Source organism: Cytobacillus gottheilii (assembly GCF_900166665.1).
GTDB classification, from domain to species: Bacteria; Bacillota; Bacilli; order Bacillales; family Cytobacillaceae; genus Cytobacillus; species Cytobacillus gottheilii_A.
In genome coordinates, this window is the sequence record NZ_LT800494.1 from 293,411 (window position 1) to 320,170 (window position 26,760).

A 26,760-nucleotide genomic window follows, 5' to 3' on the forward strand; every position below is an offset into this window, starting at 1 on the left:
TGACCATATTAAGAAACTTTGAAGAACACTCCAATCTTGCGACTGTTTTTATGAAGGAACAAACACATACGTTAAATATGGAACTGATTATGAAGCTTCATTTTTATGATAAACAAATCAATCGTGCCATCCTGAAAATGATTGATCAAATTTATGGTGATTCAATTGCGGCCACAAAGTTTGATTTGCTTTATTGTGTAAAGGGATTTATGAAAATGTACTCGGAGCTTTTTATCTTTTCAAAGCTTCCGCTTGATTTGAAGTTGCTGGCCAGCTCACTTGTTGAAAAAACAAATTTGCTTGCAAAGCATTCTACGGTCCCTTTTGTTACAAAAGAGCTTGTTAATTTGCTCGATCTGCCGGCAGAAGGTCCTCCGACACAAGAAACCTTAGTCAAACATATAAATGATCTCATTGCTGAGGTACAAGAAGGATTTGTAAAAGATGCACTGCATGAGTTAAAAGAACAAATAAATAAACAAACATTAGATATCCTGCTGATTAACGGATTAGTAGAAATCGTGCGCCAAGATGCTCAGTGCATGTGGGTTGCATTTCTCCTTCGCCGCTATTTTAATTTAAGCTGAGATTAACGATTAAAAAATTAGTGCTGATTCAGTGATAAGGTTCATTTCACGGAACCGAGACATGATTTCAAACGAATAAATGAAGCTGGGACAAAACAAAATTAATCTTTCTAAAACACGAATATTAATATTTTGATTTAGATATTTAAACAAGTCCGTTCCACCTGCGCTGCGGCCCCTCGCTTTCCGTGGGGAGGAAGCTGAGCCTCCTCGAAGCAAAGCTTCTGCGGGGTCTCACCTTTTCCTCTATTGCCCACAGGAGTCGAGGGTCCTCCGCTCCATTTCACTCATGTTCATAAAATATATTTTATAATCATAAATAAAAAACCGAATGATTAGAAAGATAACTTCCTAACCATTCGGTTCTATGAGTGTGTTAAATACTTATGTCCCAACCTCTCCATGCTATGCTTCTGTTTTTAACTGTTGTTTCGCAAGCTTTTGGTACAATTCATGCGTTTTATACAGTTCCTCATGTGTCCCAATTCCTGTAATATTGCCTTTTTCCAAAACCACAATTTGATCCGCATCAAAAACGGTCGAAAGTCTATGAGCTATTACTAAAGTGGTTCTATTCTTCATCAGCTGCTGAAGAGCTTCCTGTACAAGCTGTTCAGAGGCGCTGTCCAGGTTAGACGTAGCTTCATCTAATAATAAAATTTTTGGATCCCGAATGACTGCTCTTGCGATAGCAATTCTTTGGCGCTGTCCGCCAGATAATTTTATTCCTCGTTCACCTACCTCTGTTTCGTACTGATCTGGCAGGTTTTCGATAAACTCAGCTGCATTGGCTACCTTTGCAGCCTGAAGCAATTCGTCATCTGAAACAGGACGGTCCAATCCGTAGCAGATATTGTCACGAATTGAACCGGACATAAGCGGGCTTTCCTGAGATACATAGGCAATTTGACTGCGCCAATTGTGAAGGTCAAAATCATCTATATTCTGATCTCCCAGGAAGATGGCTCCGTCTGATGGGGAGTAAAAGCGTTCAAGCAAGGCAAAAAGAGTGGTTTTTCCGCTGCCGCTTGGGCCTACAAAAGCTGTTGTTTTTCCTGCTGGAACCTGGAGATTAATATTTTGAATAACGGGTTTGTCTTGATAGGAAAAAACAAGTTCTTGAAAAGAAATATCTTGAGTACTGCTGTTATCGGGCTTTGCCAAGCCAGTCGCTTCACTGTTAAGTTCCAGCATTTCTTGTATTCTTTCCGTTGCTCCAAGTGCCTTCTGATAGGCTGTAAAAAAAGAAGCCATTTGTGTAAATGGAACAATAATCTGAAACAGATAAATAATGATGGCTACTAGTGCACCTGCTGATAGAGTTCCTGCTGCGACTTTTACTCCTCCATATCCAATGAGAATAACAAGAACGAGCATCATAATCAGTGTCATAAAAGGAGAAACAATGGCTTGAATTTTAGCTTCTTTTAACCCGAACTGAAAGAGATGAGTAATTCCCTTTTCACCGCGTTCAATTTCTGTTTTTTCAGCATGATAGGCCTTTACAAGCCGGATATCAGCCAATACCCTGCCTAAATTTCCCGAGAAATGAGCCATTTCATCTTGTGTAGAAAGAGAGATTTTATAAATTTTTTGCCCTAATGGCAGGATGATCAGGACGGATATAGGAACAGATATCAGCATAATCAACGTCATTTTCCAATCAATTACAAGCAAAATAATAATGGCTCCAATGATGGAAATGAACCCTGTAATAAAGGTGACTAAATGCTGAGTAATCAATGCTTTCACAATATTCGTATCCTGTGTAATCCTGCTCATGGTTTCTCCGGATTCGTGCTGGTCAAAATAAGGGATCGGCAAGGTTAACACATGCCGCCAAAGCCGCTGCCTTAGGGAAGCGACAATTTTTTCCCCCATATATGTCATAAAATAATAAGAAAATCCTGAGGAAATGGTCTGCAGAATAAAAGCTGCTGCAAAAAAGATAATGAGTGAAGCTTCAAGTGCAGAAGCTGCCATCTGGTCAACAAGTGATTTAGTTAAAAGGGGTACAACCAAACCAGCCGCAGTCTCTACAAGACTTAACACAATGGCTATGATGAAGAGCCATTTCGGAGGATTGGACATTTTAATTAACTGCCAGAAGGATTTCCACGCTCCAGCTGAAGCCTTCTCAGGATGTGCTGCCATATGGATCAGCTCCTCTGCTGTCTAAATAGATTTCCATTGCTTTTGCAAGCCATTCTTCTTCTTTTTTTGAAAATGGTGAAGCGAGGAAAAGCGGATCATTTTCCAGTTCTGCTTCTACGAGTTGTTCATTCTCCAAAATTTCTTGAAACAGCACTTCTTCTCCACCTACTATTTCTGCAGTCAGCATGAATATTTGACCTACCAGTTCTTGAACCTTAGGATCCTCTGGTTTTCCACCAACAGCTTCTTTAAGCTGTGTGATGAGAACTGCTGTTAGTCTGTTTAATTCCCTTTCTCTGTCATCAGAAATATTAAAGATTTCTTCAACCCGTTCTCCTGGTAATAGTCCTTTCAGCCAATCTTTAAATTCATTCTCCATTTGGATGTTGTGAATGATCATAAGAAAAATGGAGGAGTTCACTTGCCCCTGTGACTCTGTGATATCAATGGCATTATCCAAAGCCCGAATGACCCGTTCAATATGTGCCTTCTTTTTAAGCATCTCCTCTCTTTGAAAGAGAAGAGAGTCCATTAAATTCCAATCATTTAAATGCAAAAATTCTTTAATCTCCTCTAAAGAATAGCCTAAAAATTTTAGTGAGATGATTTTTTGAAGCTGAACGATATTTTCCTCCGAGTAATATCTGCGTCCAGATTCTGTCGTAATTGAAGGCTTTAGCAGATTAAGTTCATCATAATAGTGAAGAGTTCGGATGGTCGTTCCTGTCTTTTTCGAAAATTGGCCAATCGAGTATGTGTCACTCATTTTTTCCCCTCCTGAAAACTTATCTGTCTTTATCATAAAACCTCACGTAACGTAGGAATCAAGCGGTAAATGAAATTATTTTTTGTTTTTTTTTGTCTAAGATAATTGTATAGCAAGAAAAGAGTAAAAATGGAAACAATGTCAATAAACTGGTATAATAAAAAGGGGTGATATAAATGTGGGTTATAATCCTTTGTGCAGCATTACTGGGAATCGGTTTTTTAGTAGACTGGGGAGCCAAGAGAAAGGGACTTACCAACTATGATCCGGAAGAAAATGCAAAACATGTGTCACCATCAGAACGAGCTTACGCAGAATCATATATGGACCAAATAAAAGATAATAACAATAACGGTGGAGGCGGATTTTAAGTCTCCATTAGTAAATAGTTGGGACACACTACAATAGAACTGAATGGTTAGGAAGTTTTTCTAATCATTCGGTTTTTTATTTGTTATTTTAAAAATCTTTCTTTTTAAACATGAGTGAAATGGAGCGGAGGACCCTCGACTCCTGTGGGCAATAGAGGAAAGGCGAGACCGCAGGAGCGCCAGCGACGAGGAGGCTCAGCTTGTGATCCCACGAAAAAACAGGGTCCGCAGCGCAGGTGAAACGGGCTTGTGTAAACTCGCAAACCATAACTATGAATATTCGTGTTTTAGGTTGTCCCAGCCTGTTTTTTTTGAACCCTATAAGGAGCGAACCGAGCTTTCTTATGTGGAATTGGTAAGCTATTTTTGCCAATGGAAGCCTTATGTTTTTTAGAAATATAGTAAAAACTATACATATAGGACATGTTTCATGCTTTGTGTATTATTTTGGTTCATGTCAGGAACATGATAAAATGGCAAGATAACAGGTGACTAAATGATGAGGTGAATACGGAATGATTAAATGTATTGCAAGTGATATGGACGGTACGTTATTAACCGCAACTCAAACGATTACAGATGAAAATATTGCAGCGATAAAAAAAGCGCAGGAAAAGGGAATAGAAGTAGTTGTGGCTACAGGCAGATCCTATCAGGAAGCGATCTTTGTCTTAGAGGAGGCGGGATTAGAGTGTCCGATTATCTGTGCAAATGGAGCAGAAGTCCGTTCAGCACAAGGACAAATAGTATCTAACAGCCCACTTGATAAGGATTTGGCTAAGCGTACTGCAAATGCGTTAACAAAACTGGAAGTATATTATGAGGTCTACACAAATCAAGGTACATATACAGTAGATAAAAATAAAGGCATTAAAATTATGGCGGATATATTTCTAAGCGGCAATCAGGAAGCAGATGTTGAAGAGGTACTGAAGGCGGCTGAAGAAAGATTCGAAAAAGGGCTTGTACATAAAGTAGACAGCTATGATGTTCTTTTTGAAAGTGAAGATCATCAAATATATAAGCTTTTAGCCTTTACATTTAACCCTGAAAGTATGAAAGAGGCAGAGGAAGCATTGCAGGACTTCGAAGGTTTAATTATCAGTTCATCCGGGCATGGAAACCTAGAACTCACGAGTAAAAGTGCACAGAAAGGTGTTGCGCTAGAAGCGTTTGTAAGAGAAAAGGGGATTTCATTAGAAGAAACGATGGCACTTGGCGATAATTATAATGATCTTTCAATGTTTAAGGTTGTTGGAAGAGCAGTTGCGATGGGCAATGCAGATGACTATATTAAGTCACAATGTCATACGGTTACTCTCACGAATGAAGAGAGCGGTGTAGGAAAGGCGATTTTAGACGTATTATAAACAAGAGGTGATAGGATGAAAAAAGCAGCTGCAATTGTTTCCATGGTATTGATTCTATCTGGATGTTCTGATGAAAATAGCAGCCGGCAGGAAGATCAGGAAGTCACAACCAATTCAGTTGAGAATGAGGAATCTTTAGCAGCAAAGCTTAACACACCTTGGCAAATTAACCATCTAGATGGTGGTTTTTACTTATCTGAACGAACAGGCACGATTACAAAAGTGGAAAAAGGAGAAAGTATACGGCAGTCTGTACAGCTTGAAAGGCCACTTTCTTCTGCTGCAGAAGCAGGACTGCTCGGATTTGTGCTCGCACCTGATTTTTTAGAAACAAACGAGGCGTATGCCTATTACACGTATGAAGAAGATGGGCAGCCATTTAATTCCATCATTGTTCTGGAGCTGCAAAATGATCAGTGGATTGAGACCGAGGTTCTCATTGATGGTATACCAAGCGGCAGTTTTCATCACGGCGGCAGACTTGCGCTTGGCCCAGATGAAAAGCTTTACGCTACTACAGGTGATGCCTCTAATCCAGAACTGGCTCAAGATCTAAATTCACTGGCAGGGAAAATTCTTAGGATAAATTTAGATGGATCGATCCCAGATGATAATCCATTCACTGACTCTTATATATACAGCTATGGACATCGCAATCCTCAGGGGCTCACATGGGCAGATGACGGTACGATGTATGCAAGTGAACATGGTCCATCTGCGAATGATGAGATCAATAGGATCACAGCTGGATCAAATTACGGCTGGCCGGAAATAACAGGGAATGAAAGCAAGGATGGAATGGAATCTCCCCTATTTACATCTGGTGATGACCAGACATGGGCACCATCTGGGATTGCATACTATCAAAATCAGCTGTATGTTGCCGGATTAAGGGGAGAAGCCGTAATACGCTTTGACCTGGAAACTGGTGAGAATGATGAACAGATTTCTAATCTTGGCAGAATTCGCGATGTGCATATTACTGATGGACAGCTCTACTTCATCAGCAACAATACAGACGGACGCGGCACACCGGGCGAAAACGATGACCAGCTATACAGCATCCCATTATAACGTTTTATGAAAAGATCAGTATTTTGTTATATACTAAACATATAATACTGAGACTAATTGAGGTGCAGATAGATGGCAGATTTTCGTTCAAGCATAGTTATTCATAAGCCGGTAGAGGAAGTATTTCATTATGTCGTGAGCATGGAAAATGTGCACGAGCTCATGCCAAATGTAGTGAAAATGGAGAAACAGACGGAGGGGCAGCTTAAAGCTGGCACCATATTTTTAGAAACACGTCTAATTAGCGGAAGAAATATTCAGGCAGAGGTCGAAATGACGGAGTATACAGAAAACCGGTCATTTGCCACAAAAACTAACTCAAATGGCTTGATTACTGAATATCAATATCATTTCCACCCAGTGGAAGAAGGAACACAGGTAGACCTGGAAGCTACAATTACAACAACAGGTTTAAAGATGAGGATGACAAAGCCAATCTTAGTAAAAATGATTAAACGTGAAGACGGCAATCAGCTTGTGTACTTAAAAGAAATGTTTGAGCAGGACAAGAGTGAAACAGAAACAGAAGAAGAGTAAATATGACCATATTAAAACCCGAACCATCAGCAGACGTTTATATTCTGTCGAATGGTTCGGGTTTTAAGTTGTTATAAGATGGTCATTCTTATGGTCTTCACCATCTAGAGTTGTTTCATTATAGCGGATAAGTCCAAAATCTTTCATTATGAACTCTTGCCATCACTTGCGGATCTTGCTTTTTCAGCTGTTCTTCCATTTCTTTTGCCATTAGCTGGGTTTGAGAAAGATGTGCCTTGATTGCAGCAATTTTAATATGTGCAACAGCACTAACCTCATTAACGATATCAGCTTGCCCGATTTCCTCCTCACAATTACGCGAAAAGGCAACACATTGCAGCTTCGGTCTATCGTTTGCCGGCATATTTCTCACCGCTCTGACAACTGCAGCCCCTGTTGCATCATGATCAGGGTGAACAGAATAGCCAGGATAAAAGGTAATGATTAAAGACGGATGAACTTCATCAATGATCGCAGCAAGTTCATTTGTCAGCTTATCATCATCTTCGAACTCGATGGTCTTGTCACGGTATCCCAGCATGCGTAAGTCCTCAATGCCCATTACAGCCGCAGCATCCTGGAGCTCTTTTTTACGAATTTTAGATAATGTTTCACGGTTAGCAAACGGAGGATTCCCCATGTTGCGTCCCATTTCACCTAATGTAAGACACGCATATGTAACAGGAGTGCCGTTTTGTACATGAGTCGCAATCGTTCCTGAAACACCAAATGCCTCATCATCAGGATGAGGGAAAATAACTAAAACATGTCTTTCTTTTTCCACGATATGCTCCTCCTTTCATTTCCGATACTTTTTTTAAAATCATCATTTACCTATTCAAAAGGTGTCTCGCTTATTTGCAGGGCAACAGCAAGTTTTCCGCTGAAATCATGGCCTGCAAGCAAAAGTCTTCCTGTTCCATCCTTTTCATAATGAGTGATTCCTTCTGCATATACCCACCCGATGGCTGTTTTCAGCCCCACTCGAAAGGGTCCGTTGCCTGTGATTTTTCCGTGCTCATATTCAAGCTGCGCATTACGTATATAAGCTCCAGATGAAAAAAATGTTTCATCAAAATGGGAAGCATATGCTCCATTGGTTGTTTCAAGATGAATATAAACCGGCTTTTTCGCATGTCGGTCCAGCTCTGCTTGAACATCTTGGCTAATTACTGGTTCCATCATCTGCTACACCCCCTCTTCAAAAAAATTTCTATATATAAAAGTTTTATACCTTGAGTAAATCAAACCCTATTTTACTAAAAAATCCGTTGAAAAGCTAAAAATGAGATTAAGGAAATAGAAAACCTGCCGATTGGCAAGTCCTGAAGGGACGCAGATAGAAGCTTAGTTACCCTTACACTGCGTTCCTAAAATGAGCCACTGCCGCTGTTCATTTATACCTTCTGATAGTGTAGGACTAAATTGCCTTTGAATTTTTCCAAAAATGCAAAATGACAAATCTCATCAATAGGGGGAGAAATTTCGCTTAAATCTCAAAATCACTGAAAATAGGCTTAAATAGACGGAGAAATTCCGTCTAACAGACCGAAAAACATGTAAATGGGCGAATTTATTCAAGATAACCGGAAAATCTCCGCTTATTTTGTCCCAAAATAGATCAATTCTATAAATAAGGATAAAATCTCCGCTTATTTCACTGGTTTTTTCATAATAAAATCAGCTCTTGCAGTGATTACAAAGGACAATAATCACTCAGAAAAAAGCTTAAAAAAACAGAACCGTCTCCGGCTCTGTTTCAATTACCTTATTTTTCTTCTGCTTTTAAATGACGGCTAGCACCTTGTCTAGTTGGTCCTACATATTCATTCAGTTTAAATCCATGATTAATGGCATCTGAAATAAATTCTTTGGCAGCAGTTACGGCTTCAATAACTGATTTTCCTTTTGCCAGCTGAGCTGTAATGGCAGATGAATATGTGCATCCTGCTCCATGTGTATAGGTTGTTTGAATTCTTTCACCTTCAAGTACTGTGAAATCAGAGCCATCATACAAGACATCAACAGCTTTTTCATGCTGAAGCTTGCTGCCGCCTTTGATTAAAACATATTTCGGTCCAAGCTCATGAATCTTAACAGCTGCTTCTTTCATATCTTCAATCGTTTTAAGAGGAGCTGTTTTCGCAAGCTGTGATGCCTCAAAAAGGTTAGGTGTAACAACTGTTGCAAGTGGCGTTAATATTTCTCTCAATGCATCTGCTGTTTCAGGGTGAAGGACTTCATCTTCACCTTTGCAGACCATAACAGGATCAATTACGACATGCTTAATGTCATTTTCAGTAATCGTTTTCGCTGCAAGCTTGATGATGTCCACTGAACCAAGCATCCCAGTCTTCATAGCGTCTACGCCCACAGAAAGAATGGTTTCTAATTGTGTTTGAAGTGTTTCTATATCGATAGGGAAGACGTTATGGTGCCAGTCGTTTTTAGGATCCATTGTAACGATCGTTGTCAGAGCAGTCATCCCATAAACGCCATGCTCTTGGAAGGTTTTAATATCAGCTTGGATTCCTGCACCGCCGCTCGTATCAGAACCTGCTATTGTTAATACTTTTTTCATTGTCATCTGTCTTTCCTCCCTGAATATATCATTTCATTCTTTTCAGTATATCAATTTCGATTAACGTAATAAAGTGTAAGTTCTCGGAAAAGTGACAAACCAGAAAAAGTGAGGTACATCGCTTTGCAAGTTGTTAATGATCTTCAATAACATTGTCATATTTTGTGAAAATTGTCGATTTGAAGAATAAATTATGAATTTTTTGTGACCTAGGGCGATAATCTTCATTTTCTCTTTTTGAGAGTGATAAAAGTTACATTTCCATCTGGAAATGATGTGTAGGATAGAACTATAAACAACTTGTGTGTGCTTTTAAAGGGGGAGAAGCCATGAACCATAAAGGCAGTCCTGAGGAATTCCCTATTACATTGCTTATTAACGGGTTTGAAATTGCGGTGTTTCAGCTGACGAATGAGGATTTAGAGGACTGGACTTACGGATACTTGTATTCTGAAGGCTTAATTGAACAGGCGGAAGATATTCGCACCTTTCGATTTGTGGAGGATTCCAACAGCATTTATGTAGAGCTGCAAAATGACTTTCAGCCAGAGTGGATGTTCACAAAGAAAAAGCATTACACCGCTGGCTGTGGAAGAGGGGTCACATTCTTCTCAATGACAGATGTGAAAGCGTTTCCCAAGATTAACAGTATAAGAACGGTCACAATGAGTTTTCTTTTAAAGAAAAGAAGTGAGTTTGCAAAAAGTTCCCCACTGTATTTGAAGACAGGTGGTATGCATGGGGCTTGTATTGTTCATGAATCAGGAGAAATAACTGTGCGGGAGGATATTGGCAGGCATAATGCTGTTGATAAAATCATTGGTTTCGCCTTACGCAATAGATTAGAGCCATCAAATTTACTGCTGCTGACAACAGGAAGAGTGTCTTACGAAATGCTTTCCAAAGCTGCTAAATTTGGGTTTCCTGTTATCGGGTCAAGAACGGCAGCAACAAAGCAGGCGGTTCAGCTTGCCAAGTTCCTAAACATAGAAGTAATCGGATATTTGAGAGGGAAAATGGCCATTCCATATACTTCAGCAGGCAGAGTTGTCAATGATCTTGAAAAGCGGCAGTTTGACAGTGTTAGAGATAGCTAGAGTAGTGGAGGCTGGATCAGTCCTACAAGCATAAGCCAAATCATGCGCGAGATAATTCTTTACCTATTTGGCTAATGACCTCAAGGAGCTAGTCGTAGGAACAGGATCAAGGCACATACGCTAAGATCAATTTCATTAACAAGCTAGAGTACAAACTTAGAATTGGGGGGAGAAAAGTGGAATTAAATGTAACACGAAGAAAGTTTCTGAAGATATCAGGAGCGGTAGCTGCTACATTAGCGGTTGTTGAGCTTGGTTTTGATGATAAAACAGCTAGAGCAAAGGCAAAGGAATTAAAAATTTCAGCGTTAAAACCAACACCAACCATCTGTCCTTATTGCTCTGTGGGCTGTGGGATTTTAGTGTATTCAAACGGAAAAGATGTTGTTTATACAGAGGGAGATCCGGATCATCCGATCAATGAAGGTTCGCTTTGCAGTAAAGGTACAACTGTGAGGCAGGTATACACAACAGAAAAGCGCATCACAAAGCCATTATACCGAGCTCCAGGAAGCGGAGAATGGGAAGAGGTTGATTGGGACTTTGCGCTCGATAAAGTAGCGAAAAATATTAAAGATACGCGCGATCGCACATTTGTGCAAAAAGAAAACGGCCATACTGTCAACAAGACAGAGGCAATCGCTTATATGGGCGGAGCGGCACTCGATAATGAAGAAACGTATTTGCTTTCTAAACTTTTCCGTGCAGGTCTAGGCTTAACATATATCGAGCATCAGGCCCGAATATGACATAGTTCTACGGTTGCCGGTCTGGCACCTTCGTATGGAAGAGGCGCAATGACAAATCATTGGAATGATTTACAATATGCGGATGCACTAATGGTCATAGGTGCAAACCCTGCTGAAAATCACCCAATCAGCTTTAGATGGATCTCAAAAGCGAAGCAAAAGGGAGCAAAGCTGATTTCAGTTGATCCAAGGTATACGAGAACGTCACAGATGGCCAATATTTACGGTCAGCTACGTTCAGGAACAGATATTGCTTTTATAGGCGGCATGATCCATTATGCGCTGGGAAATGACATGTATCATAAAGAGTATGTAGCAGCCTACACGAATGCGTCATTTATTGTGGATGAGCAATACTCCTTTGAAGATGGCATCTTTAATGGCTACGATGAATCAACTAGGAATTATGATAAAACAAAATGGGCCTTCAAAAAGGATGAAAGCGGCGAGATAGTAAAGGATCCAACCTTACAGGACCCCCGCTGTGTTTTTCAACTTATGAAAAAACATTATTCACGCTACGATGTTGATACAGTAACAGGTGTTACAGGCACGGATAAAAATACGTATCTCGAAATCTGTCAAACATTCACAGGAACAAGTGAAGTAGGCAAAGCAGGCACCATTCTATACGCTATGGGCGGTACGCAGCATACAGTTGGTACACAAAATATCCGCTCATACGCCATTTTACAGCTTTTACTCGGAAATATTGGCATTGCCGGCGGCGGCGTGAATGCATTGCGCGGTGAGTCGAATGTGCAAGGATCAACAGACTTCGGGCTGTTATATCACAATGTAAATGGTTATATGGAAGTGCCAACAGGATCGGATCAGGATTCTACGTATCAAGGATTCCTGGAGAGAATTACACCTGAATCAGGTTATTTTTCAAACAAACCGAAGTTTTACACAAGCATGTTGAAAGCTTACTACGGCGATTCAGCAACTAAGCAAAATGAATTTGCCTATCATTTAATGCCAAAACTGACACCAGGAAAAGACTATTCACATATGCGCTTATTTGATGCGATGTACCGCGGAGAGCTTGAAGGGCTGTTAATGTTTGGCACTAATCCTGTTGTTGGCGGACCAAATGCAGGAAAAGAAAAAGAAGCATTGAGCAACTTAAAATGGATGGTTGCTGTTGATTTATTTGAAACAGAGACTTCATCTTTCTGGCAAAAAGAAGCGGGAGCAGATCCAGCCTCGATTCAAACCGAAGTGATTTTCCTGCCAGCCTGCGGATCTTTTGAAAAAGAAGGCTCTGTTACGAACTCAGGACGCTGGATGCAATATCGCTGGCAAGCAATTAAACCAAAGGGCGAATCAAGAGCAGACCTGGAAATCGTTCATATGCTTGCTAGAAAGCTGAAAGGATTATATGAAAATAGTCCGAAGCAGAATGATCTGCCGATGAAGGCTTTGACATGGGAATACGGGGAGTCTGATCACCCTGATATTGATATGGTCTGCCGCGAAATTAACGGCTACGATATGAAAACAAAACAGCAGATTAAAGGTTTCGGAGATTTGAAAGACGATGGTTCTACATGCAGCGGCAACTGGATTTACAGCGGATTTTATCCTGAATCTGAGAACCTATCAAAACGAAGAGATAATACAAATGAGGGTATGAGCAACTTCTTGAACTGGTCATTTGCATGGCCGGCAAATAGGAGAATTCTTTATAACCGTGCAAGTGCTGATTTGAACGGAAAGGCTTGGAACAAGGATCGGGTCGGAATTGAATGGAATGCAGCAGAGAAAAAATGGAGCGGCTTTGATGTTCCAGACTTTGTTGCCACGAAAGGTCCGAATGATCCAACCTTTAACGATCCGTTTATTATGATGGATGGAGGAAAAGGAGCCTTATTTTCTTCAAAAATTAATGAAGGTCCATTCCCAGAGCATTATGAGCCTTATGAAAACCCAATTTCCAATGCTTTTTCCAGTATTCAGTTAAATCCGGCTGTCAAATTCGGCGAGAAAGAAATGAATGCCCAAGGAGATGCGTCTGAATATCCGATTGTTGCAACAACCTATCGTGTGTCAGAGCATTGGCAGTCTGGAGCAATGACAAGAAATATCCCATGGCTGGCTGAGCTGATGCCGCATATGTACATTGAAATAAGCGAAGAGCTGGCACAAGAAAAAGGGATTTCAAGCAAAGATCGAGTGATCGTAAAAACGGCCCGTGGTGAAATTGAAGCTTATGCCATGATTACCAAACGCTTTAAACCGTACAAATTAAAAGATAAAACCATCCACCAGATTGGCATGCCATGGCACTTTGGCTATAAAGGGATCGCAACAGGTGCAAGTGCTAACACCCTGACTCCTCATATTGGAGATGCAAATACGACCATACCTGAGTATAAAGCGTTCCTATGTGATGTTAGGAGGGCGAAATAATGGCAGATTATATTAAATTTGTGGATGTAACGAAGTGTGATGGCTGCCGGGCATGTATGGTTGCCTGCAAAAATTGGAACGATCTTCCGGCAGAGCCAGAGGACTTTAATGGGAGTATACAATCTCATAGTGATTTAACAGCAAATACATGGAATGTCATTACGTTTAATGAACAGGAAACATCAGATGGAAACTTTGAATGGCTGTTCCGCCATATGTCCTGTCTGCACTGTAATCAGGCTGCCTGTGAGAAAGCTTGTCCGGAGAATGCGATCAGCTATACAAAATTTAATTCAGTCGTCATTGATGCGGAAAAATGCGTAGGCTGCGGCTATTGTGTTCAAAACTGTTCCTTTGGTGTTGTGCAGCTTGCTACCTATAAAGATAAAAATGGCAGTGAATACCGAAAGGCTCAAAAATGCACCCTTTGCACAGATCGGCTTGAACAAGGCCTGCAGCCGGCCTGTGTGGTTGCCTGCCATACAGACTGCTTAATTTATGAAGAAAAGGAGCTTGTCTTAGCTGAAGCAAACAAGCGCCTAGGTGAAGTGAAGGAACGTTTTCCGAATGCAAATATTTATAATCCACAAGGGATAGATGGCACTAATACCATCTATCTTCTCACTGACAAACCATCTGTCTATGGATTGCCTGAGAATCCAAAAGTGGCTTTATCTCAAGTGGTTTGGAAGGACTATGCTCAGCCGCTTGGCAAAATGATGCTTGGAGCTACAACAATGGCTGTTATTGGGGCTGCTATATCAAATGCTGTTAGAAAAGATCAATCGGAAGGGGATCATGACCATGAATAAAAAGGAATCAAAGATGGTTAAGCGATTCTCAAAGCATGTCATATTTGCACACTGGTTAAATGCTTTGGCATTTTTTGTCCTGTATCTAACCGGTCTGCCTCTCTATACAGAGTTTTTTGATTGGCTATATGTTGTTTTTGTAAGCCCAGCCGGTGCACGTCTTGTGCATAGAGTGGCAGCTGTATTTTTCATCCTTCCTGTTATTTATATTTTGTTCGCAGATCCAAAGAGCTTTATTCACTGGATGAAACAGATCTTTTCCTGGAAAAAACACGACTTCCAATTCTTTTTACATTTTCCAAAGGAGTTTTTCGGCGGCCACACAAAAATACCAAAGCAAGATTTTTACAATGCGGGTGAAAAGTTAAACTCTCTGCTGACAATCCTGACAGCTGTTATGCTCATTTGTTCAGGACTTGTTATGTGGTTTCCGCAGTACTTTCCACAAGAGCTTGTGATGTGGGCCTATCCGCTCCATAATATCGGACTTGGGTTATCCACAGCCGTTGTAGTCGGTCATGTTTATTTATCGGTTGGCCATCCCGGCTCCCGCGCTTCTTTTAGAGGAATGACAAAAGGGGATATTCCAGAAGAGTATGCCCGTGATCATCACGGCCGCTGGTACGACGAGCTTAAGGAACAGGAAAAAGAACAGGAACAAGAGCAGAAGCGTGCTTAATGGCAAACAAACCTAATTATAAGAAGAAGCTACCCATTATTGGGTAGCTCTTCCCGCTTTTTAAAAAAGAACATTGAAAGAAGGGATCTATATGTCGAACACGAATGTAGTAGAAGAAAGCTATGAGAAGCTGCAGGCGGAAATAGAAGAATTAATAAAAGAATGGCGCAAGTCTATAAATGAAACAGCTGTAGTGAAAGATTCTTCGTTTGAACTCATCTCCTCACCCCTTATTCCACAGCTTGACCTTGCAGCAGATATGAATCAATATCATCGTTTTATAGTTGAACTGTTTGACTTTTTAGCTGAAAGACAGCCAGGAAATCATGAGTATTGTGATATCTTAAAAGAGAATTTAACCATTGACATAGTGAGTAAATGGTTTAAAGAAGTGATCACTGTAAATCAATACTACTTTCATGCAGTTGCAGAACAATATCAGGTACCGGAATGGCTCCCGCTGTTTGCAGCAGAACAAGCTGCCCGCCCTTTCTTACAAAAAGCTGCAGCAGAGCTGGAAACCGTCCTGACAAAATATCAGCATGATCCATGCTGTCCGGCATGTGGAGAGCCTTCGCGCTTTGCCGTTGTAGGAAAAAAGGGGAAAAAGGAGCTTACATGCCCGCGCTGCCTGCATAGCAGAGAAGAGAAAAAGCTGCGCTGTGCCCATTGCGGCACAGAAGACCATACCCAAATGGTCATTATGAAGGTGGATGGCGAAGAAGGAGCGGAAATTCACGGCTGTCAGACATGCAAGGGGTACACAAAGGTGATTGATATGAGAAAGCTTCTGAAAAAGGAAACACCTGCCCTCATGGATATAAAAACAATTCATTTAGACTATATTGCGCAAGAAAAGGGTTTTGGCACGGCTGAGAATGGCAAATACCATTAAGATTGGCTGGTGATAGAAGTGGAGACAACAGGCATCATTTTAGCAGGCGGGAAATCAAGCCGGATGGGTACCAACAAGGCACTGCTGCAAATAGACGGAAAAACGGTCATTGAGCTGATTGCAGAAGAGCTTGCAACCATTGTCGATCATGTTATTGTCGTAACGAATACGCCTGATGATTATGCATTTTTGAGATTGCCAATGATTGCAGACAACTATATAGGAAAAGGGCCGCTTGCTGGAATTGAAGCGGGGCTGTCTTTTTCAACAACGGAAAAAAACTTAATTGTTGCCTGTGATATGCCATTTATATCGGCACAGCTCGGAAGCTATTTATTAAGCAAACTGGATCATTATCAAGCTGCCGTTCCGGAGAGAGACGGCCAAAAACACCCTCTTTTTGGTGCCTATAGAAGGGAAGCAAGAAATTGTGCGGAAATGTTCTTAAAGGAAGAAAAGCTGGCTATCCGCAATATGCTAAACTATATGCAGACAGTGTATATAAGAGTTGAATCTTTAAAAATGCCAATCAATGATTTAACCCTTTTTAATATGAATCACCCAGAAGAGTATAAAAAAGCAGCACAGATTTCTTCGGAAGGCAAAGAGCAGTTATGAAATTTTTTAATGTAAAAACAGTAGAGGAAACATTCCAGCTAATAAAAGAATATTATTCTCCCATTCAGGAATGGAAGATGGTTCCGCTTGAAGAGGCGGTACAGCACATCCTTGCCAAGGATATGCACGCGGCAGAAAATGTGCCTGGCTTTCGGCGTTCTGCGGTTGATGGCTATGCTGTCATAGCGGGGGATACATTCGGAGCTTCTGAGAACCTGCCTGCCTTTTTAAATGTCACAGGTGAAGTGAAAATGGGAGAACAGCCCACAAAGCCTCTTTTTAGCGGGGAAGCTTTGTATGTGCCTACTGGCGGGATGCTTCCAGAGAATAGTTCTGCGGTTATTATGATTGAGCATTGTGAAGATTTAGATGGTCTTCTTAATTTATATAAACAAGTTATGCCTGGGGAAAATGTGATTGAAGCGGATGAAGATCTTCGGCAAGGAAACCTCCTGCTGAAAAAAGGAACCTTGCTTCGGGCGCAGGAGCTCGGGGCGCTTGCCTCACAGGGGATAACGGATGTTCCAGTTGTGCGCAAGCCTGTTATTGCATATTTATCAACAGGAAACGAAGTAAAAGCACTAGAAACGAAAGAACTTTTGCCCGGTCAGGTTCGTGACATGAATTATATGACGATTGGTGCCCTTGCAAAAGAATGGGGCTATGAATGTAAATATGGCGGGATTGTGCATGATGATTTTAATGATTTGCAAAGTAGAATGAGAGAAATGCTTGCTGAAGCAGATTGTTTGTTTATTTCAGGGGGAAGTTCAGTTGGCATTATGGATTATTCTTCTGACGTTATAAACTCGCTGGGGAAACCAGGTGTTTTTGTTCATGGCATTTCCATCAAGCCTGGGAAACCAACGATTATGGCATGTGCAGAAGGGAAACCAGTGATTGCACTTCCAGGTCATCCAGCTTCGGCTATGGTCATTTTTCATATCTTCGCTAAAAAAATCTTAAACCAATTGCAAGGATATGAAGGGCTGGACTCTTCGTTTTTAGTTGCAAAAACGAACAGAAATATTCCTTCTGCTGCAGGACGAACAGATTATGTAAGAACTCGTCTTCTTCAGAAGGAAGGACAATGGCTGGCTGAACCTATTTTTGGAAAGTCGGGACTTATTTCAACCCTTGTGAACAGTGATGGGCTGATTGAAATTCCTGCCCGCAGTGAAGGTGTGCAAAAAGGAGAACTTGTCACCATTAAATTATTTCTTTAAGAAGCATTAACAGCTCCAGCGCTTATCATCGCTAACTATAGATAGATAAGTCGCCTTGGTATTAAAGGAGTGTTAACATGTCATCATACAAACGAAAGATATATTTAGAGGATAAGCCTCGCCAAGAAGCACAGCGTGAGATGCTCGCAAATTTTTGTCCTAACCGGAAAGTGGAATGGATATCAAGTGTGTCTGCTCTTGGGCGGATTACAGCAGAACCTGTTTTTGCAAAGAGCTCGATGCCTCACTTTCATGCCTCAGCGATGGATGGCATAGCGATTGTGGCAGAAGAGACCTTTTCCGCTTATGAACAAAACCCGCTGGTGCTAAGGAAAAATGAAGATTTTATTTATGTGGATACCGGGAACGAAGTGCCGCCTCCATTTAATGCTGTAATCATGATTGAAAACGTAGAAGAGCTCGATGAAGACAGCGCAGAAATCATTGAACCGGCTGCTCCCTGGCAGCATATCCGCCCGATTGGCGAGGATATTGTTCAAGAAGAAATGCTTTTCCCGCAGGGACATAAAATCAGACCCGCTGATATTGGTGCATTAGTTGCTGCTCGAACTTTAACGATTCCGGTCCTTAAAAAACCGTTTATTACAGTTATTCCGACTGGTAATGAGTTAGTTTCCGCGGAGGATGCTGCATCAGCTGGACAGTTTATTGAGTTTAATGGAAGTGCCTTTGTTAATTATATAAGAGAGTGGGGCGGAGATCCGTTCCTCACACCAGTCGTTAAAGATGATCCGAAAAAAATAAAAGCCGCTTTGCTGGAAGCAGCAGATACATCAGATATTGTGGTCATCAATGCCGGGTCTTCGGCAGGATCAAAGGATTACACCGTTCATATTTTACAAGAGATTGGCACCGTATATACGCATGGAATCGCTACAAGACCTGGTAAACCTGTCATCATTGGCAAGGTAAATGGCACGATCGTTGTTGGTATCCCGGGGTATCCTGTGTCAGCCTATTTAACCTTAGAATGGTTTGTGCGTTTGCTTATTTGTGATTACTTAGGTGTAAATGAACCCGAACGGCAAAAGCTGAAAGTGAAAATTGGCCGGCGTATTGTCGGATCAATGGGGGCTGAAGATTTTATTCGAGTGAGTATAGGGTATATTAATGGGGAATATGTGGCAACCCCCTTATCAAGAGCTGCTGGAGTGACGATGTCGCTTGTGCGCGCAGATGGCATCCTTGTTATCCCAGCCGATATTTTAGGGTATGAGCAAGGAGAATATGCAGAAGCAGAACTTTATAAACCGAAGCATGAAATTGAAAATGCCATTGTGTTCAGCGGCAGTCACGATCTGACAATCGACCTTTTATCTTCAAAACTAAAAGCACAAAATCGAACGTTCAGTATACAGGCTTCACATACGGGCAGCATGGCCGGTATGATGGCTATTAAAAAAGGGGAAGCTCATTTAGCAGCCGTACATTTGCTTGACCCTGACACAAAAGAATACAACACGTCCTATATAAAAAGATTTTTGCAGGGTTCAGAAGTTGTGTTATATCCCTTCTTAAGGAGGAAACAAGGCTGGCTTTTGCCACAAGGCAACCCGCTTAATATACAATCGGTACATGATATAGCTAAAGAAAATGCAAAGTACGCCAATCGGCAAAAAGGTGCAGGCACAAGAGTTCTTTTTGACATGTTGCTGAAAGAAGAAGGAATTACCCATCAGCAGATTACTGGTTATGAACGTGAAATGTTCTCCCACTTAAGCGTTGCTGCAGAGGTGAAAGGAAATCCTAATGGAGTTGGCCTTGGCATCTACTCTGCCGCTAAGGTGATGAAGCTCGACTTTATCCCAGTCGCAGATGAACATTATGATCTGCTTATGTCAAAAAGCTTCTTCGAAAGTGAGCAGGGGCAGTCACTTATTAAAGTCATTCAATCCGATGACTTTAAGCAGGCTGTTGAACAGATTGGCGGCTATGCTTTTGTGCAAGAACCTGAACCTTTATTCTTTTAAAAGGTCTAAAGACTAATAAGAGGTGACCAGCAATGAACTATGAAATTTCAAAAGAGCCAATTAACACACAAGCTGTGATCGATAAAGTTGTTCAGCGGGAGGCTGGTGCCATCACAACCTTTATTGGCACCGTCAGAGAGCTGACACATGGCAAGAAAACCTTATTCTTAATCTATGAAGCGTATGAACCAATGGCTGTGAAAAAACTCGAGCAGATTGGGAATGAAATAAAAGACAAATGGACCGGTGCAGAAGTTGCCATTACTCATCGCGTCGGAAAACTTGATATTACGGATATCGCTGTGGTCATTGCTGTTTCCACTCCTCACCGCAACGATGCTTATGAAGCGAATCGCTATGCCATTGAGCGCATCAAGGAAATCGTTCCTATTTGGAAGAAGGAACATTGGGAGGATGGAGAAGAGTGGGTTGGCAATCAGCTTGAGACGGTAGCCTATCCCTCAGGTAAACCAGAGGAGAGTGACTTAAATGAATAAAATTATGCTTTTTGCTCACTTGCGTGATGAAGCAGGTGCAGAATCTATTGAAATCCAGGCAGAAGGAAAAACAGTTGCAGAAGTTAAAGCGCTAATAGCAGAAAAATATAATCTAACAAAGCTGGATAGTACAATGTCAGCCATTAATGAAGAATTTGCAGGAGACGATGAAGTGATCCAAAAGGGAGATATCATTGCCTTTATTCCGCCTGTCAGTGGAGGGTAAGCTGCTATGAGTGATCGCTATTCACGACAAACACTATTTGCACCAATTGGGATTGAAGGCCAGAGGATGATCAGCCAAAAGCACGTTTTGCTAATTGGTGCTGGAGCGCTTGGTTCTGGGAATGCCGAAGTGCTTGCAAGAGCAGGTGTTGGCGAAATCACCATCATTGACCGTGATTATGTCGAAGAAAGCAATCTCCAGCGGCAGCAGCTTTATACGGAACAGGATGTCATAGAAAAGCTTCCAAAAGCAGCAGCTGCTGAAAAGAGATTACTAGAAATTAACCATGAGCTAAACATAAAGGCTGTTATTGGCGATGCGACACCTGAAGTGATAGAGGATTTGTGCAGGGAAGTGGATTTGATCCTCGATTGCACCGATAATTTTGAAACGCGGATGCTCATAAATGATGCTTCCCAAAAGCATGGCGTTCCTTGGATTTATGGAGCATGTGTCAGCAGTTATGGGATGAGCCTGACGATCATTCCTGGAAAAACACCATGCTTAAATTGTCTATTAAAGAAAATTCCAATTCAGGGAATGACATGTGATACTGGTGGAATCATAGGTCCAGCCGTACAAATGGTCATTGCCCATCAGTCTGCTGAGGCTTTGAAAATTCTAGTAGAAGATTGGGAGCATATTAGGCAATCCTTTGTCAGCTTCGACCTTTGGAATAATCAGTACACAAATATTAAAATTTCAAAAGCAAAGGATGAGGGCTGCCTCTCGTGTGGCACCAGCCGAACATACCCATATCTTCAAAGTGAAAATCGAACCAAAACCGCCGTTCTATGTGGCAGAGATACAGTGCAAATTAGACCGCCCCACGACATGATCATTAGCCTTGAAACTCTCTCAAAGCAACTAAAATCATTAGGCTATGAGATTAAAGGAAATCCCTATCTGCTCTCTATTGAAATGGAGGAGCAGCGTATGGTTCTTTTTCAGGATGGCAGAGCACTAATCCATGGCACAAAGGATATTACTCATGCGAAATCGGTGTATCAGCGTATTCTTGGATAAGTGATTAGTATAGCTAGAAATAAATAGTTCTAAGCAGCCCTTAGCTTAGAGCTATTTTTTATGCAGCTTTTTTTCCTTCCTCTTAGCAGCTGTTATGATCTGATCTTCTTCCCCTCTTCACGCTGTCATTCTTAGCTATAATGTATGTCCTCTCTCCCAATCACTCCCTATTATTCTGCACTCTTTTCTCTTTTTCCCCTTTTTCCGCATATTCATTTCCCTTTTTATAACAAATGTTCATGCTTGGTTAGATTAACAAATGATCAAAAAACATGTATTTTACTTTCTTTTTGTCTTTAGGTTGTTTACACTGAATCTATGAAAAAGTTTAACTTAGAGTCAAATTAGTGATCTTATAGTGGTGAAAATAGAGAGGAGCTAGAATCCTTATGGACAAAGTAGATCGTGAAATTCTGCAGCTTTTAACGGATAACGGTCGTTTATCTTATGTGGATATTGGTAAAAAACTGGGTCTTTCCAGAGTTGCTGTGCGGGAAAGAGTCAATCGCTTAGTGGAAAACGGTGTGATTGAGCAGTTTACTGTTGTGATCAACAGCAGCAAGGCTGGCAAGGAGGTATCAGCTTTTTTTGAAATTGACTGTGAGCCAAGCTCTCTTGTGAAGGTTGCTGAAGCTCTTGCTGAAAATCCGAATGTAGCGAGCTGTTATCAAATGACAGGGCCATCCACCCTTCACACGCATGTCCTTGTTGATAATTTCGATGCGCTGGAACGTTTTATTAATGAAGAATTATATGCACTCGAAGGTATCACCCGCGTTGAAAGCAACATACTCCTCAGAAGATTTAAAAGCAGACGCGGTTTAAAGTTATAAATCCTTGAAGTCCTTCGTTATTCGAAGTAAATTAGATAAAAATCATAGATTTCTGAATATTTATGTTTTATAATCATATTATGCTTAATAATCATTTGGTAATTAAAAATAAAGAAATGATTAACAAATGTTCATTCTTGAGTTTAAAAAATCAATATACTGTGCCGAGGAGGAATACATATGGATTACTTACATCACCCATTTCCATCAAAAAGGAATACGGTTTTTGCAAAAAAAGGGATGGTTGCTACATCACAGCCGCTTGCGGCTCAGGCAGGCCTTGAAATTTTGCAAAAAGGCGGGAATGCCATTGATGCGGCGATAGCAACGGCTGCGGCTTTAACAGTTGTTGAGCCAACTTCGAATGGAATTGGCGGTGACGCATTTGCTCTTGTTTGGGTAAAAGATGAGCTTCATGGATTAAATGCATCAGGACCAGCTCCACAATCCATCTCAGCAGAAAAAGTGAAAGAGCTTGGCCATGAAAAAATGCCTGTATTCGGGACTGTTCCTGTGACAGTACCTGGTGTGCCTGCTGCTTGGGCAGCGTTATCAGAACGATTTGGAAAGCTTTCTCTTGCAGAAGCATTAAAGCCTGCCATTCGCTATGCGGAAGAAGGGTATCCGCTCACGCCGATCTTAGGGAAGTATTGGAAAATGGCGTACAATCGTTTTAAAAAGGATTTTACCGCTGAAGAATATGCCGCATGGTTTGAAACGTTTGCGCCGAATGGCAGAGCACCGGAAATCGGCGAAATGTGGAGCTCGAAGGGGCATGCATCAACATTAAAATCGATCGGAGAAACAAAGGCAAGGTCCTTTTATGAAGGGGATTTAGCGGATCAGATTGATGAGTTTATGAAAAAGCATAATGGATTTTTAACAAAAGAAGACCTTGCAGCGTATAAGCCAGAATGGGTTAAGCCTATATCTGCAAATTATAGAGGATATGATGTCTGGGAAATTCCGCCGAATGGTCAGGGAATGGTGGCTTTAATGGCGTTGAATGTATATGCGCAGAAATCTTCAGGTCCTTTATGGCAAAATGCGGAAGCACTGCATGAGCAAATTGAGGCAATGAAGCTGGCTTTTACAGATGGTCAGGCATTTATTACGGAACCGGAACATATGCCGATTTCAGCAGAAGAGCTATTATCAGAGGCGTACGCAAAAGAGAGAAGCAGGGTAATTGGCGAAGAAGCATCCGATCCGCAGCCTTATGAGCTTCCAAAGGGAGGAACCGTTTATCTGGCCGCAGCGGATGAAGAAGGCAATATGATCTCTTATATTCAAAGTAATTATATGGGCTTTGGATCAGGGATTGTCATTCCTGGAACAGGCATCAGCCTGCAAAATCGCGGTCATGACTTTTCGCTCGAAGGCGATCATCCGAATGTTCTTCAGCCTGGCAAAAGAACCTATCATACCATTATTCCAGGCTTCTTAACAAAAGACGGAAAAGCAGTGGGACCATTTGGTGTTATGGGTGGCTATATGCAGCCGCAGGGTCATTTTCAAGTCGTAACAAATACGGTTGATTATTTGCTGAATCCACAGGCAGCATTAGACATGCCAAGGTGGCAATGGATAAAAGGCAAATCAGTGCATGTAGAACCCGAGTTTCCAAATTATCTGGTGCAGGCACTGGCACGAAAAGGTCATCAGATCCATGTAACGTCAGATGGAGGCAGCTTTGGGCGCGGACAAATCATTTGGCGGAATGAGCAAACGGGTGTACTAATGGGCGGAACCGAATCACGTACAGATGGATCCATTGCAGCTTGGTAAATCCAGTTGTAAACACACAGCCTGAAGCTCCGCTGCCGAGTCCAGGCAAAAACAGAAAAACACATCTGCACTTAATGCTCGCTTTCTTTCGCTCCGGCATACTCGGATTTGGCGGCGGCCCATCCGCTATTCCGCTCGTACATCAAGAAGTAGTCAAAAAATATAAGTGGATGGATGAAGAAGAGTTCAGTGATACACTTGCGCTTGCAAATACAATGCCGGGACCGATTGCTACGAAGATGGCCGGTTATATCGGCTATCGGGTAGGCGGAATCCTTGGCGGTATTGTTGCTCTATTGGCAACCGTTGCACCGACTGCTTTGATGATGATTTTTCTGCTTCAGCTCTTGCAGACCTTTAAAGATATTCCATGGGTACAGCATATGTCCGCATCCGTTGTACCGGTTGTTGCCGTGATGCTTGCTGTTATGACTTGGGACTTTATTAAAAAATCCGGCAGCTCCCTAGGATGGAAAAAGGCCATTGCATTTTTGGCAGGTTCTCTTGTCATTATGGAATTTTTAAATATTCATCCGGGTATTTTAATTGTCTTGATGATTTTAATTGCTTTTATCCCGGAACGTAAAAGGGGGGAGGGCACCTCATGATTTATTGGCAGCTCTTTTTAGCCTTTTTTATTCCAGGAATCCTTGGCTATGGCGGTGGCCCATCAAGCATTCCACTTGTAGAAAATGAGGTGGTTGGCCAATATGGCTGGATGACCTCAAGAGAATTCAGTGAAGTGCTTGCTGCGGGGAACGCATTGCCTGGACCAATCGCAACAAAAATGGCCGCCTATATTGGGTTTACTGAAGGCGGCATCATTGGAAGTCTTGTTGCACTGTTTGCCACAGTAGCACCATCCATACTGCTTATGCTCCTTTTAATGGCGATTTTATTAAAATATAAAGATACTCCTCAGGTGAAAAATATTTCAAATAATGTTAGACCTGTCATCGCCATTTTACTGGGTGTGCTGACGTATCAGTTTGTTAAGGATTCTATTGTTAGTACGGGAACACTATATACATTGCTCCTTGTGGTGGGCAGTTATATCTTAATGGAGAAAGTGAAGGTGCATCCTGCTTTAGTCATCGTGATTGCGCTGGCAATAGGAGCGGTCACAGGAATCATTCAATATGGTATTCACTAACGACAGAAAAAAGCCCGAATCAACAGATTCGGGCTTTTTTATATATTCTTATTTCTCTGCAGAATCAGAGCCTACAATGACTAATTTTCCATGGTCTAGTACTTCTTCATATTGCTCAGCTTCAGCTGTTGTTAGACCAAGTGATTCAAATTTAGTGCGAAGCTCGTCTCCGCGCTTTTTGAAGACATTACCAACAGAGTCAAATAAACCTTGCTCCTTCATGCCGACAGAGCCAGTATCTGTTGCATCTGTTAGATTCTCAGAACGATCTTTGTCATGAGCGAAAATATAAATATGCTCTTTTGAATACCCTTGATTATTTAACATATCGATTGTGTTTGTAGCTTGCACACCATTTTCTACAACTTCAACTTTATACATATTTAGCACCTTCCATTCAATTATTTTTATGATAGTCGGGAGCTTGTCCCTGCTAGTATATATTTATCCGCTATGAAAATTTTAAAACCTATTATTTTCATTTCTGCTTTATACTAGATAAATGACGGGAAGATAATAACTAGAATGAGAGAGGAGGAAAGACGTACATGTTAGTGCAAAATGACTGGCAGGAAATTTTAAAAGCAGAGATGGAAAAGCCTTATTTTCAGCAGCTAATCGAGTTTATTGAGAAGGAATATGAACAGGAAACGATATATCCTCCTAAACAGGATATTTTTAATAGTTTAAACGATACAGCATTTGCTGACACGAAAGTGGTTTTATTAGGCCAGGACCCTTATCATGGACCAGGGCAGGCGCATGGACTAAGTTTTTCGGTGAAGCCTGGAGTGAAGATTCCTCCGTCTCTTCGAAATATGTATAAAGAGCTTGAGAATGACTTAGGCATCCAGCCTGCAAATAATGGGTATCTTGTAAAATGGGCACAGCAAGGTGTATTAATGTTAAATACCGTGTTAACCGTTAGAGAAGGTGAAGCCTATTCACACCGCGGAAAAGGGTGGGAACAATTTACCGATGAAATCATAAAAAAGTTGAATGAACGGGAAGAACCCGTTATCTTTATTCTTTGGGGCAAGCCAGCCCAAGAAAAGATGAAATTGTTAAATCTGGAAAAACATCAGGTGATTACATCTCCACATCCAAGTCCGCTCTCAGCAAGAAGAGGCTTTTTTGGAAGCAGACCCTTTTCAAAGGTAAATGCCCTTTTAAAGGCACAAGGGCAGAAAGAGATACATTGGAAAATAGACGATATTTGACAAAATCCTGTTTGTTTCATGTGAAACAGACAGAATTCGCGAAAGGCTGAGTCAGGATGGACAGTAAGAGAGTGGATTGTTTTAAATGTAAATTC

Annotated in this window: 27 protein-coding genes; 21 read left to right on the forward strand and 6 right to left on the reverse strand. The window is 41.3% G+C overall.

Translation table 11 applies throughout. The annotated features are described in order from the left end of the window. On the forward strand, positions 1-587 hold a 587-nt coding region (locus B7E07_RS01655), incomplete at its 5' end, for a hypothetical protein (protein WP_080843758.1). A gap of 405 nt (positions 588-992) precedes the next feature. On the opposite strand, the gene B7E07_RS01660 is transcribed toward B7E07_RS01655, so the two are convergent. Both B7E07_RS01660 and B7E07_RS01665 read right to left on the reverse strand, forming a co-directional pair. Then, a complete protein-coding gene (locus B7E07_RS01660) occupies positions 993-2,741 on the reverse strand; it encodes an ABC transporter ATP-binding protein (protein WP_080843759.1) in 1,749 nt (582 codons plus the stop codon). After that, the gene (locus B7E07_RS01665; protein WP_176215086.1) at positions 2,725-3,507 is read right to left on the reverse strand and encodes a MerR family transcriptional regulator; all 783 of its coding nucleotides are present in this window, start codon (positions 3,505-3,507) and stop codon (positions 2,725-2,727) included. Before B7E07_RS01665 ends, B7E07_RS01660 begins: the two co-directional genes overlap by 17 nt. 176 nt (positions 3,508-3,683) lie before the next feature. On the opposite strand from B7E07_RS01665, the gene B7E07_RS01670 reads away from it, so the two are divergent. From B7E07_RS01670 to B7E07_RS01685, 4 genes are all read left to right on the forward strand, one after another. Further along, entirely contained in the window at positions 3,684-3,878 is a 195-nt protein-coding gene (locus B7E07_RS01670) for a hypothetical protein (protein ID WP_080843761.1), read from the forward strand. A 515-nt stretch (positions 3,879-4,393) separates the two neighbouring features. Further along, positions 4,394-5,248: a Cof-type HAD-IIB family hydrolase gene (locus tag B7E07_RS01675; protein ID WP_080843762.1), complete on the forward strand. Its 855-nt coding sequence runs from the start codon at positions 4,394-4,396 to the stop codon at positions 5,246-5,248. A 15-nt stretch (positions 5,249-5,263) separates the two neighbouring features. Beyond that, a complete protein-coding gene (locus tag B7E07_RS01680) occupies positions 5,264-6,322 on the forward strand; it encodes a PQQ-dependent sugar dehydrogenase (RefSeq protein WP_080843763.1) in 1,059 nt (352 codons plus the stop codon). 72 nt (positions 6,323-6,394) lie between these two features. Further along, on the forward strand, positions 6,395-6,859 hold the full coding sequence (locus B7E07_RS01685) for an SRPBCC family protein (protein ID WP_080843764.1): 465 nt from the start codon (positions 6,395-6,397) through the stop codon (positions 6,857-6,859). A 118-nt stretch (positions 6,860-6,977) separates the two neighbouring features. Here B7E07_RS01685 and bshB2 read toward each other — a convergent pair whose 3' ends face one another. The 3 genes from bshB2 to pdxK form a co-directional block, all read right to left on the reverse strand. Next, on the reverse strand, positions 6,978-7,643 hold the full coding sequence (bshB2, locus tag B7E07_RS01690; protein WP_080843765.1) for a bacillithiol biosynthesis deacetylase BshB2: 666 nt from the start codon (positions 7,641-7,643) through the stop codon (positions 6,978-6,980). A 50-nt stretch (positions 7,644-7,693) separates the two neighbouring features. Continuing rightward, positions 7,694-8,041, reverse strand: coding sequence for a YojF family protein (locus B7E07_RS01695; RefSeq protein ID WP_080849073.1), 348 nt, complete (start codon positions 8,039-8,041; stop codon positions 7,694-7,696). Between the two features lie 586 nt (positions 8,042-8,627). After that, a complete protein-coding gene (gene pdxK / locus B7E07_RS01700; protein ID WP_066442195.1) occupies positions 8,628-9,446 on the reverse strand; it encodes a pyridoxine/pyridoxal/pyridoxamine kinase in 819 nt (272 codons plus the stop codon). 323 nt (positions 9,447-9,769) lie between these two features. Here pdxK and fdhD point away from each other — a divergent pair, with 323 nt between their 5' ends. From fdhD to B7E07_RS01780, 15 genes are all read left to right on the forward strand, one after another. Beyond that, positions 9,770-10,537 carry a formate dehydrogenase accessory sulfurtransferase FdhD gene (fdhD, locus tag B7E07_RS01705; RefSeq protein ID WP_080843766.1) on the forward strand — a complete coding sequence of 256 codons (768 nt, stop codon included), beginning with the start codon at positions 9,770-9,772 and terminating at the stop codon, positions 10,535-10,537. Between the two features lie 176 nt (positions 10,538-10,713). Next, a complete protein-coding gene (fdnG, locus tag B7E07_RS01715) occupies positions 10,714-13,701 on the forward strand; it encodes a formate dehydrogenase-N subunit alpha (protein WP_139785553.1) in 2,988 nt (995 codons plus the stop codon). Further along, positions 13,701-14,513, forward strand: a complete 813-nt coding sequence (locus tag B7E07_RS01720; RefSeq protein WP_080843769.1) for a 4Fe-4S dicluster domain-containing protein — start codon at positions 13,701-13,703, stop codon at positions 14,511-14,513. The genes fdnG and B7E07_RS01720 overlap by 1 nt, the downstream gene beginning before the upstream one ends. After that, complete coding sequence (locus B7E07_RS01725) at positions 14,506-15,192, forward strand: formate dehydrogenase subunit gamma (RefSeq protein WP_080843770.1); 687 nt, start codon at positions 14,506-14,508, stop codon at positions 15,190-15,192. Before B7E07_RS01720 ends, B7E07_RS01725 begins: the two co-directional genes overlap by 8 nt. A 91-nt stretch (positions 15,193-15,283) precedes the next feature. Next, the gene (locus B7E07_RS01730; protein ID WP_080843771.1) at positions 15,284-16,087 is read left to right on the forward strand and encodes a formate dehydrogenase accessory protein FdhE; all 804 of its coding nucleotides are present in this window, start codon (positions 15,284-15,286) and stop codon (positions 16,085-16,087) included. A gap of 18 nt (positions 16,088-16,105) precedes the next feature. Beyond that, positions 16,106-16,705, forward strand: coding sequence for a molybdenum cofactor guanylyltransferase (gene mobA / locus B7E07_RS01735; RefSeq protein WP_080843772.1), 600 nt, complete (start codon positions 16,106-16,108; stop codon positions 16,703-16,705). Continuing rightward, positions 16,702-17,931, forward strand: a complete 1,230-nt coding sequence (locus B7E07_RS01740; protein ID WP_080843773.1) for a molybdopterin molybdotransferase MoeA — start codon at positions 16,702-16,704, stop codon at positions 17,929-17,931. The genes mobA and B7E07_RS01740 overlap by 4 nt, the downstream gene beginning before the upstream one ends. A 77-nt stretch (positions 17,932-18,008) precedes the next feature. Continuing rightward, positions 18,009-19,922, forward strand: a complete 1,914-nt coding sequence (locus tag B7E07_RS01745; RefSeq protein WP_080843774.1) for a molybdopterin biosynthesis protein — start codon at positions 18,009-18,011, stop codon at positions 19,920-19,922. 32 nt (positions 19,923-19,954) lie between these two features. Continuing rightward, positions 19,955-20,419 carry a molybdenum cofactor biosynthesis protein MoaE gene (locus B7E07_RS01750; protein ID WP_080843775.1) on the forward strand — a complete coding sequence of 155 codons (465 nt, stop codon included), beginning with the start codon at positions 19,955-19,957 and terminating at the stop codon, positions 20,417-20,419. Continuing rightward, positions 20,412-20,645: a molybdopterin converting factor subunit 1 gene (gene moaD / locus B7E07_RS01755; protein WP_080843776.1), complete on the forward strand. Its 234-nt coding sequence runs from the start codon at positions 20,412-20,414 to the stop codon at positions 20,643-20,645. Before B7E07_RS01750 ends, moaD begins: the two co-directional genes overlap by 8 nt. A 6-nt stretch (positions 20,646-20,651) precedes the next feature. Continuing rightward, positions 20,652-21,671, forward strand: coding sequence for a thiazole biosynthesis adenylyltransferase ThiF (locus B7E07_RS01760; RefSeq protein WP_080843777.1), 1,020 nt, complete (start codon positions 20,652-20,654; stop codon positions 21,669-21,671). Positions 21,672-22,060: 389 nt separating this feature from the next. Beyond that, positions 22,061-22,504: an Lrp/AsnC family transcriptional regulator gene (locus B7E07_RS01765; protein WP_373886036.1), complete on the forward strand. Its 444-nt coding sequence runs from the start codon at positions 22,061-22,063 to the stop codon at positions 22,502-22,504. Between the two features lie 180 nt (positions 22,505-22,684). Then, positions 22,685-24,292: a gamma-glutamyltransferase family protein gene (locus B7E07_RS01770; protein ID WP_080843779.1), complete on the forward strand. Its 1,608-nt coding sequence runs from the start codon at positions 22,685-22,687 to the stop codon at positions 24,290-24,292. 74 nt (positions 24,293-24,366) lie between these two features. After that, positions 24,367-24,900, forward strand: a complete 534-nt coding sequence (locus tag B7E07_RS01775) for a chromate transporter (RefSeq protein ID WP_080849074.1) — start codon at positions 24,367-24,369, stop codon at positions 24,898-24,900. Next, a complete protein-coding gene (locus B7E07_RS01780; RefSeq protein ID WP_080843780.1) occupies positions 24,897-25,445 on the forward strand; it encodes a chromate transporter in 549 nt (182 codons plus the stop codon). The genes B7E07_RS01775 and B7E07_RS01780 overlap by 4 nt, the downstream gene beginning before the upstream one ends. Positions 25,446-25,493: 48 nt before the next feature. On the opposite strand, the gene B7E07_RS01785 is transcribed toward B7E07_RS01780, so the two are convergent. Next, positions 25,494-25,826 carry a YflT domain-containing protein gene (locus tag B7E07_RS01785; protein ID WP_080843781.1) on the reverse strand — a complete coding sequence of 111 codons (333 nt, stop codon included), beginning with the start codon at positions 25,824-25,826 and terminating at the stop codon, positions 25,494-25,496. A 167-nt stretch (positions 25,827-25,993) separates the two neighbouring features. Between B7E07_RS01785 and B7E07_RS01790 the strand changes: the two genes are divergently transcribed. Continuing rightward, on the forward strand, positions 25,994-26,665 hold the full coding sequence (locus tag B7E07_RS01790) for a uracil-DNA glycosylase (protein ID WP_080843782.1): 672 nt from the start codon (positions 25,994-25,996) through the stop codon (positions 26,663-26,665). Positions 26,666-26,760 lie beyond the last annotated feature (95 nt).

What these genes read in the sequence shown, in the direction of transcription:
- B7E07_RS01660 (WP_080843759.1), bottom strand. Translation starts at nt 2,741, where the DNA reads ATGGCAGCACATCCTGAGAAGGCTTCAGCTGGAGCGTGGAAATCCTTC.
- B7E07_RS01665 (WP_176215086.1), bottom strand. Translation starts at nt 3,507, where the DNA reads ATGAGTGACACATACTCGATTGGCCAATTTTCGAAAAAGACAGGAACG.
- B7E07_RS01670 (WP_080843761.1), top strand. Translation starts at nt 3,684, where the DNA reads ATGTGGGTTATAATCCTTTGTGCAGCATTACTGGGAATCGGTTTTTTA.
- B7E07_RS01675 (WP_080843762.1), top strand. Translation starts at nt 4,394, where the DNA reads ATGATTAAATGTATTGCAAGTGATATGGACGGTACGTTATTAACCGCA.
- B7E07_RS01680 (WP_080843763.1), top strand. Translation starts at nt 5,264, where the DNA reads ATGAAAAAAGCAGCTGCAATTGTTTCCATGGTATTGATTCTATCTGGA.
- B7E07_RS01685 (WP_080843764.1), top strand. Translation starts at nt 6,395, where the DNA reads ATGGCAGATTTTCGTTCAAGCATAGTTATTCATAAGCCGGTAGAGGAA.
- B7E07_RS01695 (WP_080849073.1), bottom strand. Translation starts at nt 8,041, where the DNA reads ATGGAACCAGTAATTAGCCAAGATGTTCAAGCAGAGCTGGACCGACAT.
- pdxK (WP_066442195.1), bottom strand. Translation starts at nt 9,446, where the DNA reads ATGACAATGAAAAAAGTATTAACAATAGCAGGTTCTGATACGAGCGGC.
- fdhD (WP_080843766.1), top strand. Translation starts at nt 9,770, where the DNA reads ATGAACCATAAAGGCAGTCCTGAGGAATTCCCTATTACATTGCTTATT.
- B7E07_RS01720 (WP_080843769.1), top strand. Translation starts at nt 13,701, where the DNA reads ATGGCAGATTATATTAAATTTGTGGATGTAACGAAGTGTGATGGCTGC.
- B7E07_RS01725 (WP_080843770.1), top strand. Translation starts at nt 14,506, where the DNA reads ATGAATAAAAAGGAATCAAAGATGGTTAAGCGATTCTCAAAGCATGTC.
- B7E07_RS01730 (WP_080843771.1), top strand. Translation starts at nt 15,284, where the DNA reads ATGTCGAACACGAATGTAGTAGAAGAAAGCTATGAGAAGCTGCAGGCG.
- B7E07_RS01740 (WP_080843773.1), top strand. Translation starts at nt 16,702, where the DNA reads ATGAAATTTTTTAATGTAAAAACAGTAGAGGAAACATTCCAGCTAATA.
- B7E07_RS01745 (WP_080843774.1), top strand. Translation starts at nt 18,009, where the DNA reads ATGTCATCATACAAACGAAAGATATATTTAGAGGATAAGCCTCGCCAA.
- B7E07_RS01750 (WP_080843775.1), top strand. Translation starts at nt 19,955, where the DNA reads ATGAACTATGAAATTTCAAAAGAGCCAATTAACACACAAGCTGTGATC.
- moaD (WP_080843776.1), top strand. Translation starts at nt 20,412, where the DNA reads ATGAATAAAATTATGCTTTTTGCTCACTTGCGTGATGAAGCAGGTGCA.
- B7E07_RS01760 (WP_080843777.1), top strand. Translation starts at nt 20,652, where the DNA reads ATGAGTGATCGCTATTCACGACAAACACTATTTGCACCAATTGGGATT.
- B7E07_RS01765 (WP_373886036.1), top strand. Translation starts at nt 22,061, where the DNA reads ATGGACAAAGTAGATCGTGAAATTCTGCAGCTTTTAACGGATAACGGT.
- B7E07_RS01770 (WP_080843779.1), top strand. Translation starts at nt 22,685, where the DNA reads ATGGATTACTTACATCACCCATTTCCATCAAAAAGGAATACGGTTTTT.
- B7E07_RS01775 (WP_080849074.1), top strand. Translation starts at nt 24,367, where the DNA reads ATGCTCGCTTTCTTTCGCTCCGGCATACTCGGATTTGGCGGCGGCCCA.
- B7E07_RS01780 (WP_080843780.1), top strand. Translation starts at nt 24,897, where the DNA reads ATGATTTATTGGCAGCTCTTTTTAGCCTTTTTTATTCCAGGAATCCTT.
- B7E07_RS01785 (WP_080843781.1), bottom strand. Translation starts at nt 25,826, where the DNA reads ATGTATAAAGTTGAAGTTGTAGAAAATGGTGTGCAAGCTACAAACACA.
- B7E07_RS01790 (WP_080843782.1), top strand. Translation starts at nt 25,994, where the DNA reads ATGTTAGTGCAAAATGACTGGCAGGAAATTTTAAAAGCAGAGATGGAA.